This is a genomic window from Salinibacter altiplanensis (assembly GCF_002894645.1).
In the GTDB taxonomy this organism is placed as follows: domain Bacteria; phylum Bacteroidota; class Rhodothermia; order Rhodothermales; family Salinibacteraceae; genus Salinibacter; species Salinibacter altiplanensis.
The window spans coordinates 319,697-333,811 of record NZ_NCQY01000020.1 but is presented as its reverse complement, the minus strand read 5'-3'; the positions used below and the strand labels follow the sequence as shown (position 1 = coordinate 333,811).

Here is a 14,115-nt window from a genome sequence, read left to right as displayed (position 1 = left end):
ATGCCGCCTCCACCGAGCCCCACCCATCTCCTTCTTTTCCCAATCGTGCACTCCCCCACCCATGTCCGACTCTTCCGCCCAGGACCATGCATCTCATAACGCCGACGGGTTTGGGACCCGGGCCGTGCACGCGGGCCAGCAGCCCGATCCGTCCACCGGCGCGGTCATGACGCCCATCTACCAGACGTCCACGTACGCCCAGGCCGCTCCGGGCGAACACAAGGGGCATGAGTACTCACGGGTGTCAAACCCAACCCGGACGGCTCTTGAGGGGAATCTGGCCTCCCTGGAAGGCGCCGAGCACGGCATCGCGTTCAGCTCCGGCGTGGCGGGCATCGACGCGATCATCAAGAGCCTGCGCCCCGGCGACCACGTCGTGGCGACGGACGACCTGTACGGCGGCACCTACCGACTGCTGCGGGAGGTCTTTGAGCCGCTCAACATTCAGACCTCCTTCGTGGACATGAGCGACCCGGACGCGGTGACGGACGCGTTCACTGAGGACACGGCACTGCTCTGGGTCGAGACGCCCACGAACCCGCTCATGCGGCTGGTCAACATCGAGGCACTCGCCGAGCGGGCCCACGCCCACGACATCACCGTAGCGGTCGACAACACTTTCGCCACCCCCTACCTCCAACAGCCCCTAACCCACGGCGCCGACCTCGTTCTTCACTCCGCCACGAAATATTTGGGCGGCCACTCCGACCTCATCCTCGGGGCCGTGTGCACAAACTCGGACGAGTGGGCGGAAAAGCTCCGCTTTCAGATCAAGAGCACCGGCGCCGCCCCGGGGCCCATGGACTGCTTCCTGACGCTTCGGGGGACCAAGACCCTTCACCTGCGCATGGAGCAGCACTGCTCCAGCGCGCGGCGCCTGGCCCAGATGCTCAACGCCCACGACAAGGTGGGACACGTCCGGTACCCCGGCCTTCCCTCCCACCCCGGCCACGCGCTGGCCCAGAAGCAAATGTCGGACTACGGCGGCATGATCTCGTTCGAGCTGGCCGACGACGAGATGGACAAGGCCCTCGCCATTCTGGACACCACCGAGGTCTTTACCCTCGCCGAGAGCCTGGGCGGTGTGGAGAGTCTCATCGAGCACCCCGCCTCCATGACCCACGCCTCCATCCCCGCCGAGGAGCGCGAGAAGATTGGACTCACGGATTCGCTGATCCGCCTGAGTGTGGGGGTGGAGTCGTTCGAGGACCTGCGCGATGACCTTGACCGCGCACTGTCTCGGGTCTGAACGTTGCCCGGAGGGGCTACCATCCCATCGTGCCGGGCCCGCCCTTGAAGGGCCCCACGACATCGTCGGTGATCCAGCCGCCGTAGAAGTCGCCCTCCTGGGCACGGGCCTCCTCGTCGCCAACGTAGCACGCATCCACCTTGCTGGCGTAAAACGTGACGTAGTCCTGTAGCTCCGTGAACCGGTCCGTCGGACTGGGATAGCCCCAGGCCGCACTCCGCGACGAGCGGTCACCGACCGCGACGGTGTAATACTCGGCACGCCCTTTGAACTCGCACATCGTGGTTTGCCGCTCGCGCTCCAGGTGCTCGGTGGCGATGTCCCCCGGGGGCAGGTAGTACACCGGCGGGTGGCTCGTCTCGAGCACCCGCAGCGCGTCGGTCGTGTCGGCAATGGTGGCCTCATTGAAGACGACGCGGATGCGCCGGTCTTCGGATTCGAGGGCTGGGGGACGGGGGTAGTTCCACACAGATTCCTGGTTGGGACCGGGCGTGGTGGGAGTCGGCATGGCGGGAATGTGCGCTGGGGAGAAGCATGATGGAGCAGCTGGCACCGCGGGTGGCCGTCGCCTCAATTCGCAGACTGTGAGGCCCGAAGCCGACGGGTCATCTCCTCCCGATCGACCGTCCCCTTCCCCCGCCGTACCCAGTCCGTAGGGGCAATGCGGACACAGCCGACCAGCCGTTCGGCCAGGGGACCTAGGACCTCCCGAATCGCCGTCTCGGAAGGGCCGTTCGGGCCAGACGGGTCGGTGCAAAGGGCAACCGAAACGTCGTCTCCGGCTGGTGTAAAGAGCAGGACATCGTGGAGGCTTGGAAACTGGCGCTTGAGCCGCCCCTCCCACGCCCCCGCCCGGACGAAACGCCCGTTCGACAACTTGAACGCCGTGTCCGTGCGTCCTTCAAAGAAGAGATCGGCCCCCTCCCGACGGACAAGATCGCCCGTGCGGACCGTCCGGTTGGGGGAGCGTCGATCGAGCCCCTCGTGCCGTCGCCACACGCCCACACAGGCATTGGGGCCCTCAAACGACAGTTCACCATTCGCCCCCACCGCAACCTGGCACCCGAGGGGCCGGCCCATGTAGTGCGCGGCCCACTCTCCCGGCGCCCCCAGGGCGATGCCGGGCGCCGCCTCCGTCTGGCCGTACCCCGCACGGAGGTGCGTCTCCGCCAGGCGATCCGCGAGCGGCCCCGCAACCGGTGCGCCCCCCACGATGCCCCCGTGCAGGCGACGCAGCAGTGCGGGCCCGCACTCGGTGGCCAACAGGCGCTGAATCGTGCGCGGCACGGCCGAGAGGTGAGTGGCCTTCCAAGCCTCTCCCAGTGCAGTGAGGGAGGCCGGATCACGGCCGCCCGCCGGGTCCCGAATAATCTCGGCGCCGGCCAGGAGTGCCGGCAACAGGTCCAGTACCAGCCCGAACACGTGCGACCAGGGGAGCACGGATAGAACGCGGGCCCGCTGCAGGGTCAGGTGCGGAAGATGACTCGCCAGCACCGACAGCACGTTGCGGTCCGAGAGCGCAATCCACCGGGCCCGTTGCGTGGTACCCGAGGTGCGAACGAGGAAGCGAACGTCGGGGGTCCGCGAGCCCTCGGTGGGCCGGAGCACGTCCGGCACGGAGGCCGGGCCCGCGTACGGATCTGCGGTCCAGCGGAACGGGCCCGGCTTGAGCGCAACCGCGCCCCGAGCGTCCAAGGCCGCGCACGCGTCGCCAATGTTGTCGTTTGGGGGAACCAATGCAATGGTTAGTCCCTCCCAGAGCGCCGCAACCAGAACCTGCACAAACGCCGTCGACGGCGGGAGGGCGAGAACGATCCGGTCTCCGGCCTGCAGTGAGAACTCGCGGAACGATTTCGTCCAGAGACGAGCCCCTGTCCAGAGCGACCCCGCCGGCGTCACGGCGTCGTTCTTCACCAGGGCGGGCAGACCTTCATCTCGAAGGTGTTCGTAGAAAAGGGATCGCCACGGGTTCTCGCCGGCCCCCGCCTCGGTCGCTGAACACTTCGCGAGCGCGGCCTCCAGGTGCTCGACGGTCTCACGGGGCGATGCGGGTGCGGGCCGCGCGGCACTGCCCGATCGGGATGGGGGAGCTGTCTGCATGAGAAACCGGGCAGCAACGCCCGTAGGCTGCAATGGGACCGGTAGATGGCGGCACGGCCCTGTTCTTTATTCGGACGCGGACGCCTCGTCAGCCTCCCCGTTCGGCTTGACGGGCAATTCAGGGCGATCTCGTTCGGCATACAGCTCTTCAAGCTGGTCCGCCATGTTGTCGATCATGCAGAGGGCCTTTTCGGGGTTTTCCACCCCCGCCTCCGCAAGGGCCTCGTGCTGGACGGACAGTGCCTCCGCCCGCTTTCGCAAACGCTGCACCTCGGGCACAACGTCATCGGAGTTCTCGACTGAAAGAACGTCGACCAGCTCGTCCCACTGTGCTCGGTACCAGGCGAGGTCGTGATCGTTGCTCATCAAACTGGCGGTCTTGAACGCAAAACTGGAGCGAGACCTCCCTCACTTCTGAGGGCAAGCGTTTCTGGTTCGGAGGAGACCCTCGTCGTGAGCGGTTAAATTTGAATCTTCGATGGGCAGTTCCCCCCCACGGCACAACGATCCCGAAATAGATTCTCGCGTTCTACGCCGCGTCGAGCGTCTCGACGTGCTCCTGAAGCTCGTCCCGAAAGCGGTTCGCGAGGGCGTGTGCGTCTGAGCGGGTCGGGGCCTCCGCGTAGACCCGAAGAACGGGCTCGGTGTTGGACGGCCGCATGTGCACCCAGGACTCGTCGAAGTTGATTTTGAGCCCGTCGAGGGTCGACAAATCGTCGTCGTCATACTCCTCGCCCAACGACGCGAGAAGCCGGTCGGGGGCAACGTCGGGGAGCGGCAGGCTGTCCTTTGCCATGGCGTAGTGGGGCAGGTCGTCGTGAAGCGCCCCCAGGGACTGCCCGGTGTCGGCCAGGTGCTGGAGGACAAAGGCGGTCCCGACGAGGGCATCCCGGCCGTGGTGCAGGTCCGGAAGAATGACGCCCCCGTTGCCCTCTCCTCCCAGCACAGCATCGACTGCTTTCATCCGTTGCACCACGTTGATCTCACCGACGGCGGAGCGGTGGACCGGCTGGCCGTGCCGGGCCGCCATGTCGTCGATGGCCCGGGAGGAGGAAAGATTGGTGACGAAGGGCCCCTCGCGGTGCCGCCACAGGAAGTCCGCCGCGAGGACCTGTGTGAGCTCTTCAAGCAGGAAGCGTCCTTGCTCGTCGACCAGGGCAAGACGATCCACATCGGGGTCCACCGCCAGCCCGAGGTCGGCCCCGTGCTCGGGCACCGCCGCCGTCAGCTCGGTGAGGTGGTCGGGGCGGGGCTCGGCGGGATGGGCAAATGTGCCGGTGGGCTCGCAGTGAAGGCAGTGCACGTTCTCTTCGGCCACGCCCAGGCGGTGCAGGAGGCGTGGCAGGGCAACCCCCCCTACGGAGTTGATCCCGTCAACGACCACACTCAGGTTCTGCGCGGCGATCCGCTCCGGATCGATGAGGTCGAGCGCCAGAATCTCGTCGATGTGCTCGGGAAGGGCGTTGCGCGAGCGATACTCGCCGAGGGCGTCGTGGGCCGCGGGGGCAGCCTCCGCTCCCTCAGCACGTTCGATTACGGCCTCCCCCTGCGCCGGCGTCAGGAACTCCCCCGCCTCATTGAGCAGCTTGAGGGCATTCCATTCTTCTGGGTTGTGGGAGGCGCTTATCACAATGCCCCCGGCGGCATGCTCCTGCAGCACGGCCATCTCGACGGTGGGCGTGGAGGCCATCCCGAGGTCCATCACGTCGCACCCCATTCCGCGCAGCGTCCCAATGACGACCTGAGCACAAGCGTCCCCGGAGGAACGGGCGTCGCGGCCGACCACGATGCCGGACGGCTGTTCTGTGGAGTCGGCTCGCTCACGACACCACGTGCCGAAGGCCCCGGCATACCGCACCAGAACCGAGGGATCGAGCCCCCCACCGACGATACCACGAATGCCAGAAATGGACGCAATCAGGGTATCATTCGTAGCCATGGGGCAGGAGGCTGTGGGGCTGGAATTGACCGTACAGGAAAAACAGGTGCGCGGCCCAAGAGATGGGAAAAGGCCGCAAAGGCGTAGGAAAAACCCTACCAATGGTTCCGTTTGCGGCCTCTTTACGGAACCGGGGCGCCTCTCTCTTGGTGACATCGTCGAGGCCAAAATTCAAGGGAGAATCTCTACTTTATTCGAGCGCCGACGGCATCGTTGCAGTCATGTCTTCCTCACGTTCTCGTGCTTCCGACTGGACCTGGCGCCGCCGACTCTCGGCGTGCACTGTCTTCCTGACCATCCTCCTGTTGTCCTGGGGCGGGGCGGTGACCAGCATCGGTGCCGGGATGGCATTTCCGGACTGGCCTACCTCGCTCGGCTCCTACAACCTCATCAATCCTGTTGACGAGTGGTGGCAGGTCCCGGCCTACCTCGCGGAGCACGGCCACCGCCTCCTCGCGAGCCTCGTGGGCGGCTTCACGGTGGCCTTAGCAGCGTGGACCTGGTGGGAGGACCCCCGGGCCTGGATGCGGAGGCTAGGCCTTGGGGCCGTCGCGCTAGTCCTCCTTCAGGGCATTCTGGGGGGGCTGCGTGTCCTCTGGGTCTCGCTGAACCTCGCGATGGTGCACGCCTGCGTCGCGCAGCTCTTCTTCGCGACCCTCGTGGCCATGACGCTGTTCGTCACCGACACGTGGCGCCGCCGGGACGGCATACTGCCGCGCATCGATTCGGCCGACCATCTGCGAAGGTGGTCGTACGCCGCCGCCGTCGTCATCTACCTGCAAATTGTCCTTGGGGCTCTGCTACGACACCCCGGGGCGGGCATGTCGGGCGGCTACACGGCGCTGCACGTAACGGGGGCCTTCGCGGTGGTCGGCATCGTCATCGGGGTCTTCGTGGTCGCGGAGAAACACTTTGATTCGGTGCCCGCGGTGCGCCGAACGGCATGGGTGTTGTTCGGCACCATGGGAGTTCAATTTGCCCTCGGGCTCGCGTCTCTGCTCCTTACCCTTTACGAGACAGCCGGTCAAGGGAGTGTGGTCGCGTACGTGATCCTCACAGTGGCCCACGTGGTAGTCGGTGCCGTGCTGCTTGGGGCGTCGGTTGTGATGAGCCTGCTGGTCTCACGCAGCCCTCAGCGCCCCCCCCAGACCGAACCAACAGACGGCACGACAAGGAATGTGCCCGAGCGGTCGCTCGCACGAGCGAACTCCTAGCCGTTGCTGCGACGTCCGCCTCCCTTCGCTGCTCCTCCTGCCTAACTGTTCTCGTTCATGGAGTCCCCACCCGACGGGTCATCGGACGCGCCCGTGGCCGTTACGGTTGCCCCCTCCACGGCCGACGCACAGGCCTCCGAGCGTTCCCTGAGGGCCGTGCTTCAGGACTACCTCACAATGGCCAAGCCCGAAATTTCGTCGGTGGTCACCCTATCGGCGTTTGCGGGCTTTCTGATTGGCTCCCCGGCCGGCCTGGACGCCAGCGTGCTGTTCTGGTCCATGCTTGGAACGGCCCTCTGCGCCGGAGGCGTCGGCATGCTCAACCACGTGCTCGAGCGTCGGTACGACGCGCAGATGAAACGGACGGCACAGCGTCCCCTTCCTGCCGACCGCGCCAACCCCGACATGGCCCGGCGGGTGGGCATCCTTCTGATTTGTCTCGCCGTCGGTCTCTTGGGCCCGCTTGTCAACGTGCTCACCGCCGTCCTGGCGGCGCTGACGGCCGTGTTGTATCTGTTTGTCTACACGCCCCTAAAGCGGACGACAAAGTGGAACACACTGGTCGGGACCGTGCCGGGGGCGCTTCCGGCCCTGGGCGGCTACACGGCCGCAACCGGACACCTCGGAGCGGGCGGATGGATCGCCTTCGGGATCCTCGCGACGTGGCAGATGCCCCACTTTTTGTCCCTGGCCTGGATGTACCGGAGGGACTACGCACGCGGGGACTACGCCATGCTGCCGGTCGTGGAGCCGGACGGCGACTCCACCGCGGCCCAGATGATTGGCTTTGCCGCGCTCCTCGTGCCCGTGAGCATTCTGCCGATTCTCACCGAGACAGCCGGGTGGATCTACGGCACCGGCGTGCTGCCCCTCGGCCTGTGGTTCCTGTGGACGACCGTCGTCTTTCACGGAGAGCGGACCGGGCAGCAGGCCAGACGCGTCCTGAAAGCATCGGTGCTCTACATCCCCGTCCTCGTGGCTCTCCTGCTCGTGGACTGGATTCTTTGACGCCCCGATGGGGCACGCCATCGTCCTCCCAACACTTCCCTGTCTGAACGCCCACACGCTCCCCATTCATGCCTGCCCCCGCCGTCAACATTCAGAAGGTGAGCCACCACTACGGCTCCCATCAGGCCCTGCGGGACGTCACCTTTCAGGTGACTCCGGGCACGCTCTACGGCCTGCTCGGCCCCAATGGCAGCGGAAAGACGACGCTTTTTCGGATCCTTTCTACACTGATGCCCCCGTCCGAGGGCCACGCGCAGGTCTTTGGGCTCGACACGGCCCGGGAGCCCAGCGCCGTGCGGCGACGGATCGGGACGGTCTTTCAGGAGGAGGCCCTCGACGAGGCATTGACCGTTCGGCAGAACCTCCGGGTTCAGGGCGCGCTCTACGGCCTGCATGGCGCGGAGCGTCGCGAGCGGGCCAAAGATCTGCTGCGACGCCTCGACGTGGCCGACCGCGCCACCGATCCGGTCGCCGACCTGTCAGGAGGGCTCCGGCGCCGCGTAGACCTTGCCCGTGGCCTGCTGCACCGCCCAGACCTGCTGCTGCTCGACGAGCCAACCTCGGGCCTTGACCCTGCTGCCCGGCGCACATTCTGGTCCGCCGTGCACCAGCTGCGGGCGGAGGAGGGGACCACCCTGTTGCTCGCAACCCACCTCATGGACGAGGCGGAGCGCTGCGACCGCGTCGGGATTCTCTCGGACGGCGCCCTCGTGGCCAACGGGGCACCAGACACGCTCAAGGCCAACCTGGGCGACGAGACCATCTGGCTAAAAACGGACGCCCCCATCTCGTTGCGGGACCGAATTGAGGCACAGTTCGGCGTGTCAACCCGCATTGTGGGCGCGACCGTTCAGGTGGCCCCGGCCGCTCCCCCAACGTTCCTGTCGTCGCTCTACGACGCCCTGAGCGATCACATTCGGAGCGCTACGATCCGGACGCCGACCCTGGAGGACGTGTTCATGGTTCATGCCGGGGTTTCTCCCACGGACTCTCGCGAGCATGTCCTCGCCCACAGGGACACGTCGGACGAGTAGGCGTCTTCCATTGTCTTCTGTCTTGGTCCTCTCTCCCAGAATGAGCGCACTGCGCACCATCGGGGCCCTCACGGCCCGCGAAATGCTCAAGTTTGTCGGCGACCGGAGTCGCGTGCTGGGCGCCCTTGCCCAGCCACTGGCCCTCTGGGGGCTGTTGGGGCTGGGGTTCCAGAACACCTTTCGGCCCCCACAGGGCACCGCAGAGGCAAGCTACGTGGCGTTCTTGTTTCCGGGCATTCTTGCGCTGGTCCTCCTTTTTACCGCCATCTTTTCCACCATCTCCATCGTGGAGGAGCGCACGTCGGGCTTTCTTCAGGCCGTCCTGGTGGCCCCCACGCCGCGCACTGCACTCGTCTTTGGCACCACCCTGGGGGGCACCCTGCTGGCCACCGCACAGGCCCTGCTGTTTCTGGGCGCCCTCCCGCTCATTGACCATGCCCCCGGCGTGGCCGGCGTGGGCATGATCGTCGCCGTGTGCCTTCTGACGGGCCTGGCCTTCACCGCCCTCGGCTTCGCCATTGCGTGGCGCATGGAAACCACCCGGGGCTTCCACGCGATCATGAACCTGTTCCTGCTCCCACTCTGGTTTCTCTCGGGAGCCCTGTTTCCGGTAGAGGGGGCAGCGCCGGTGCTGCAGGTCTTGATGTGGGGCAACCCGGTCTCCTATGCCGTTAGCGGCCTCCGGCACGGGTTCCACGGGTTTGCCGATGCGCCCACTGCCCTGGCGGGACCGGGCGTCTGCCTCGCCGTGACCGGCGCCTTCGCGGTGCTCATGACCGGGCTCGCAGTGTGGCAGGTGCGTCGCCCCTTCTTCCAGACCTGACTATGGACGAGGCCTCCCGTTCCTGCACTCTCTCAGTCTCGAAAGAGCGTAAACGACTCTCGGTGGTGGGGCGTCGCGCCGTGCCTGCGGAGGGCATCGTAGTGCTGCTGGGTGGGATAGCCGACGTTCGACGCCCAGTCGTATTCGGGATGCTCCTCGTGCAGATCGCGCATGAACGCGTCCCGCTCGGTCTTCGCGAGGATGGAGGCGGCGGCGATGGACTGGCTCGTCGCATCTCCCTTCACAACCGTCTCGGAGGGCCATGGCGCGTCCACAAGGTTTCGGTCCCACTGGTTGCCGTCCACGAGCACGAAGTCGGGGGACGGCCGACAGTCGGCTGCGGCCCGGCGCATCGCTTCGAGGGCGGCCTGGAGGATGTTGCGATCGTCAATCTCCGCGGGGGAGCAGCTCGCAACGGCCGCGGCCACGGCCTTCTCTTCGATCAACGCCCGGGCATCGAGGCGCTGCGTCTCCGAAAGCGCCTTGCTGTCTTGGATGGTCGCACTCTCGACCCGCGGCGGCATGATGACGGCGGCGGCGACGACCGGCCCGGCCAGGCACCCTCGCCCCGCCTCATCGAGACCGGCCACACGCTCGTAGCCGTCGGACCAGAGCTGACGTTCGTAGGAAAGCATTCGAGATTCCTCCGGACGAGTACGTGGCGACGAGACAGTCGGGCCCACTCCCGGCCCACCGGTTCACCGGCCTGCCGCGGAATGATGCCCGACCCAAGATACAGAGCGGCCCCCACATCGATCCGCACGCTCACGAGGAGGAGGCCGAGCGACCCGCCCATCCCCTAAATGCATCTCCTAGATGATCGCCCCGAGCAGTAGGGGATGAGCACTCCTCTCGAAATTGCGGCGGCCGGAACGCCCGACGTATGCATTTCGGGATTGTTATATCGCAGAAAGGCCCAAACCGACCAGGGGAGTTGTCGTTGAGACATTATCCTTTGCCTCTGTTCGTGACGAATGCAGACCTGCACATGGCCCAAACCGGGACCCGGGAGCCCGCTGCTCAGCTTAGCCTCCTCGACGCGACGATGGTGGGAATGGGGGCCATGATCGGGGCGGGCATTTTCGTGCTTACCGGCCTGGCCGCCGAGATTGCCGGGCCGGCCGCGATTCTGGTTTTTGCCCTGAACGGGGTGGTAACGGCCTTTACAGGCCTCTCGTACGCCGAACTTGCGAGCGCCATTCCCAAAAGCGGAGGCGGATACGCGTTCGTCCGCGAGGTCTTTTCGGGGCCGACTGCTTTTCTCATGGGGTGGATGCTCGGCTTCGCATACATGATTGCCGGCGCCCTCTATGCCCTCGGGTTCGCGTCGAACTTCATCGAGTTCGTCCACCTGTACTGGATGGGCCTACCCGCTGGACCGGTGTGGAACGTCTTCTACGCCCTCGTGGTCGTGGGCCTTCTTGTGGTTCTGAACGCCCTCTCGACGGCCGCAAGCGGCGGGGCCGAGACGATCGTGACGATCATCAAGATCATCATTTTGCTGATCTTTTCAGCGTTCGGGGCCGCGGCGGTGGACATGGGCAATTTTCAGCCGTTTGTCGCCGAGAACAAAACGGCCCTCTCCATCCTGCCGGCAATGGGACTCACGTTTATCGCATTTGAGGGATACGACCTCATCACGACGGTCACGGAGGAGGTAGAAAATCCCCGAGAGAACGTCCCGAAGGCGATCTTCATTAGCCTCGTCGCCACGGTGTTCATCTACCTCGTCGTGGTGTGGGTGGCCCTCGGCACGCTCGGGGCCGAAGAGCTCGGGGTGGCCGGAGAAACGGGCATCGCGGCCGCCGCCGGAAACTTCATGCCCCCTATTCCCCTCATCGGGGACGGGGCGGCCCTCATCGTGTTCGGGGCCGTGTTTTCTACGCTCAGCGCCCTGAACGCCGTCATCATCGCGTCGAGCCGCGTCGTCTTTGCGATGGGCCGCGAGAACCAGCTGCCCGACCCCATCGGGCAGATCAGCGCATCGTTCGGCACGCCGCTCACCTCCATCCTGATCTGCGGCGCCATCATGCTGGCCAGCGCCACCCTTCTCCCGATCCGGCAGGTGGGACGTGTCTCGAGCTTCTTCTTCCTGATCTCGTTCGTGGTCGTGAACTGGAGCGTCATCCGACTTCGGCGCCGCCGGCCTAACATGCGGCGCCCCTACGAGATGCCTCTCTATCCGGTCGTCCCCGCACTGGGCATCGCGCTCAACCTGCTGCTCGCATTCTTTCTGCTACGCAGCGACCCGATGACGCTCTACATCGGGCTCGCCTGGATGGCGGTTGGTGGCCTCGTGTACGTCGGGCTCCAGTGGCGCAAATCGCGGAGGCCCCCTGAGGGCTCCCCGTCCGCAAAAGACGTGGAGGCTCCGCTTGAGGCGGCCGAAGGCTCGGCCTCGTAGGGTCTCCCTTTCGTCTCTCTTCAGCGATTTTCCAACACCTCTTTTTTGTCCCATGGCGACTCCTGGCAAGGACCTGCGTGTTATCGTGGCCGGTGGAGGCACGGTCGGCTTCCGTACCGCCGAGCTTCTCGATGAGCGCGGGCACGACGTCTTCGTCATCGAAAAGGATCCGGTCCGCTGCGGAGAGCTGGCCGACGCGTACGTGGCAACGGTCATCGACGGCGACGCCACCATTCCCTCCATCCTGCGGCAGGCCGGCCCCGAGGACGCCGACGTGGTGGCCGGCCTCACCAACGACGTGGCGGCCAACTTGGCCATCTGCATGATGGCCCAGCAGATGAACCCTTCCCTCCACACGGTCCTGCGCACCGACCCTCAGGTGGGCGACGCGCACGCCAACCTCGTAGGCGCGGTTATCTACCCGGAGCGGGCCAGCGCCCTTCTGGCCGTCAATGCCATCTACGGCGGCGACGTGCGGTCCCTGGAGCACGCAATGGGAGAACTCGAGATCATCGAGGTGCGCGTTGAAGAGGGGGCGCCCGCCGTGGGCAAGTCGCTCGAAGAGATCAGCTTCCCCAGCGGGAGCCTCATCGTGTCCGACGCCGCCGGCTCGCGTGTGGCCCGCCCCGCTACCGTTATCGAGGCCGGCCACCACTACATCGTAGCCGCCGAGCCCTCGGTCACCGACGAGGTGATGCAACTTTTGCGCGGCTGAGCTGCAGCGGACCGGCCTGAGTCGGACCAGCGATTGGGACACACGCACGCATCATGCGAGAATCGGTGCCGCGCGGAGAGTGGGACCCAGTTCTCAACACCATGGCCCTTCTTTGCCAGGAGGGCCGACGTGGGCCCGTCGCGCACGCCATCTCTTTGTCGGGGCCGTCTCCCCGAGTGGCTCAGTCGTCCGCCAGGACCGCCTGCGCGGCGTGCCGTCCCGCCATGCCGTGCACACCTCCCCCTGGTGGGGTCGATGCAGACGCCATGTACAGCCGCGCCCCGGTGGCCGTGCGGGCCGGAATGCGGTAGGGGTTCCACCGGAGGGCCGGGCGTGCGATGAGCTGTCCCAGGTCCAGGGCGCCCCCGTTGATGTCGCCCCCCACGAGGTTCGGATTCCAGGCCTCCAACGCCTGTGGGCCCATGGCGTGCCGCTCCAGGATCGTGTCCCGGAAGCCGGGCGCGAACCGTTCAATCTGTCGCTCAATTTGCGCCGTAGCGTCCCCGCTCGACCCATTGGGGACGTGGCAGTAGGCCCAGGCGGTGTGCTGATCGCCGGGAGCTCGGGTCTGGTCGAAGCGGCTGTGCTGGGCAAGCAGCACGTACGGCCGCTCCGGCACGCGCCCCTCCGCCACGGCTCGCTCCGACGCAGCAATCTCGCGCAGCGTGCCCCCCACGTGGACCGTCCCCGCCCGCCGGCACGCCTCCGCGGCCCACGGGATGGGATCGCTCAGGGCGTAGTCGACCTTGAACGCCGCCGCGCCGTAGCGGTACCGCTCCAGCTGCGTGACGTAGCGGGCCGGCAGCCGGGGGCGGGCGACCCGCAGCACCTGCCGGGGCGTGAGGTTGAGCACAACAGTCCGGGCATTCGGCAAGGCATCCACGTCGCGCACACGACGCCCGGTCTCGATGGTGCCGCCCAGGTCGCGCAGGTAGTCCGCCAGCGCCTGCGTGATGGCGCCCGCCCCGCCCTTCGGAAAGGGCCAGCCCACCGCGTGCCCGGCCATGCCGAGGACGAGCCCGAAGGCCGTCGACCCGAGCGCCGACAGCGGCAGGTTGGAGTGAGCCGCCAGTCCCGCGAGCAGGGCCCGTGCCTTCTCCGTCCGGAAGAGCCCATTCCCCAAAAGCTGTGCGGGCCAGATCGCCCGCAGCCCGAATCGAGCCAGGAGCAGCGGGGCGCGCGGCACATGGAGCACCGGTTGGAGCACCTCGTTGAGGACGGGCCGCCACCGATCCGCGAGCGGCCCGTTGAGCCACCGGTAGCGCCCTGCATCGCGCCCAAGGGACCGAGCGGTGTCGTCCAGCGAGCGGTGCATTGTTGCGGCACGCCCCCCGTCCAGCGGATGGGCAAGCGGCAGGTCCGGGTGCACCCACGACAGCCCGTACTCGTCGAGGGGCAGTCGTCGGAACAGGGGCGACGCCGCGGCCAGCGGGTGGATGGCAGAACCGAGATCGTGGACGAAGCCCGGACGCGTCACCTCTTCCGATCGCGCCGCACCTCCGACAGTGTCGGCCTGCTCGATCACGTGCACGTCCCGCCCCGCCCGGGCCAGCACGACGGCCGCCCCGAGCCCATTCGGGCCCGAGCCCACGACAATGGCGTCAGCGTTGGACATACGAAACAGTGGTT

Annotated in this window: 13 protein-coding genes; 7 read left to right on the top strand and 6 right to left on the bottom strand. The window is 66.6% G+C overall.

Translation table 11 applies throughout. The features are described from left to right. The first annotated feature begins 61 nt into the window (after positions 1-61). Complete coding sequence (locus tag B7R93_RS08905; RefSeq protein WP_103020417.1) at positions 62-1,249, top strand: cystathionine gamma-synthase; 1,188 nt, start codon at positions 62-64, stop codon at positions 1,247-1,249. Positions 1,250-1,265: 16 nt separating this feature from the next. On the opposite strand, the gene B7R93_RS08900 is transcribed toward B7R93_RS08905, so the two are convergent. From B7R93_RS08900 to glmM, 4 genes are all read right to left on the bottom strand, one after another. Next, on the bottom strand, positions 1,266-1,757 hold the full coding sequence (locus B7R93_RS08900) for a DUF427 domain-containing protein (protein WP_103020416.1): 492 nt from the start codon (positions 1,755-1,757) through the stop codon (positions 1,266-1,268). A 62-nt stretch (positions 1,758-1,819) separates the two neighbouring features. Continuing rightward, positions 1,820-3,349: an AMP-binding protein gene (locus B7R93_RS08895; protein WP_103020650.1), complete on the bottom strand. Its 1,530-nt coding sequence runs from the start codon at positions 3,347-3,349 to the stop codon at positions 1,820-1,822. A 66-nt stretch (positions 3,350-3,415) separates the two neighbouring features. Continuing rightward, on the bottom strand, positions 3,416-3,715 hold the full coding sequence (locus B7R93_RS08890; RefSeq protein WP_232798228.1) for a hypothetical protein: 300 nt from the start codon (positions 3,713-3,715) through the stop codon (positions 3,416-3,418). 163 nt (positions 3,716-3,878) lie between these two features. Continuing rightward, positions 3,879-5,288 carry a phosphoglucosamine mutase gene (gene glmM / locus B7R93_RS08885; RefSeq protein ID WP_103020415.1) on the bottom strand — a complete coding sequence of 470 codons (1,410 nt, stop codon included), beginning with the start codon at positions 5,286-5,288 and terminating at the stop codon, positions 3,879-3,881. A 221-nt stretch (positions 5,289-5,509) separates the two neighbouring features. On the opposite strand from glmM, the gene B7R93_RS08880 reads away from it, so the two are divergent. From B7R93_RS08880 to B7R93_RS08865, 4 genes are all read left to right on the top strand, one after another. After that, on the top strand, positions 5,510-6,502 hold the full coding sequence (locus B7R93_RS08880; RefSeq protein ID WP_103020649.1) for a COX15/CtaA family protein: 993 nt from the start codon (positions 5,510-5,512) through the stop codon (positions 6,500-6,502). A gap of 57 nt (positions 6,503-6,559) precedes the next feature. Continuing rightward, positions 6,560-7,510: a heme o synthase gene (gene cyoE, locus B7R93_RS08875; RefSeq protein WP_103020414.1), complete on the top strand. Its 951-nt coding sequence runs from the start codon at positions 6,560-6,562 to the stop codon at positions 7,508-7,510. Positions 7,511-7,578: 68 nt separating this feature from the next. Further along, positions 7,579-8,544, top strand: a complete 966-nt coding sequence (locus B7R93_RS08870) for an ABC transporter ATP-binding protein (RefSeq protein WP_103020413.1) — start codon at positions 7,579-7,581, stop codon at positions 8,542-8,544. Positions 8,545-8,584: 40 nt separating this feature from the next. Beyond that, entirely contained in the window at positions 8,585-9,367 is a 783-nt protein-coding gene (locus tag B7R93_RS08865) for an ABC transporter permease (protein WP_103020412.1), read from the top strand. A 32-nt stretch (positions 9,368-9,399) separates the two neighbouring features. Here B7R93_RS08865 and B7R93_RS08860 read toward each other — a convergent pair whose 3' ends face one another. Next, on the bottom strand, positions 9,400-10,002 hold the full coding sequence (locus tag B7R93_RS08860) for a ribonuclease HII (protein ID WP_103020411.1): 603 nt from the start codon (positions 10,000-10,002) through the stop codon (positions 9,400-9,402). A gap of 353 nt (positions 10,003-10,355) precedes the next feature. On the opposite strand from B7R93_RS08860, the gene B7R93_RS08855 reads away from it, so the two are divergent. Beyond that, entirely contained in the window at positions 10,356-11,771 is a 1,416-nt protein-coding gene (locus B7R93_RS08855; protein WP_103020648.1) for an APC family permease, read from the top strand. A gap of 52 nt (positions 11,772-11,823) precedes the next feature. Beyond that, positions 11,824-12,486: a potassium channel family protein gene (locus B7R93_RS08850; RefSeq protein ID WP_103020410.1), complete on the top strand. Its 663-nt coding sequence runs from the start codon at positions 11,824-11,826 to the stop codon at positions 12,484-12,486. Between the two features lie 181 nt (positions 12,487-12,667). Here the strand turns inward: B7R93_RS08850 and B7R93_RS08845 are convergent, their stop codons facing one another. After that, a complete protein-coding gene (locus B7R93_RS08845; protein ID WP_103020409.1) occupies positions 12,668-14,101 on the bottom strand; it encodes a phytoene desaturase family protein in 1,434 nt (477 codons plus the stop codon). Positions 14,102-14,115 lie beyond the last annotated feature (14 nt).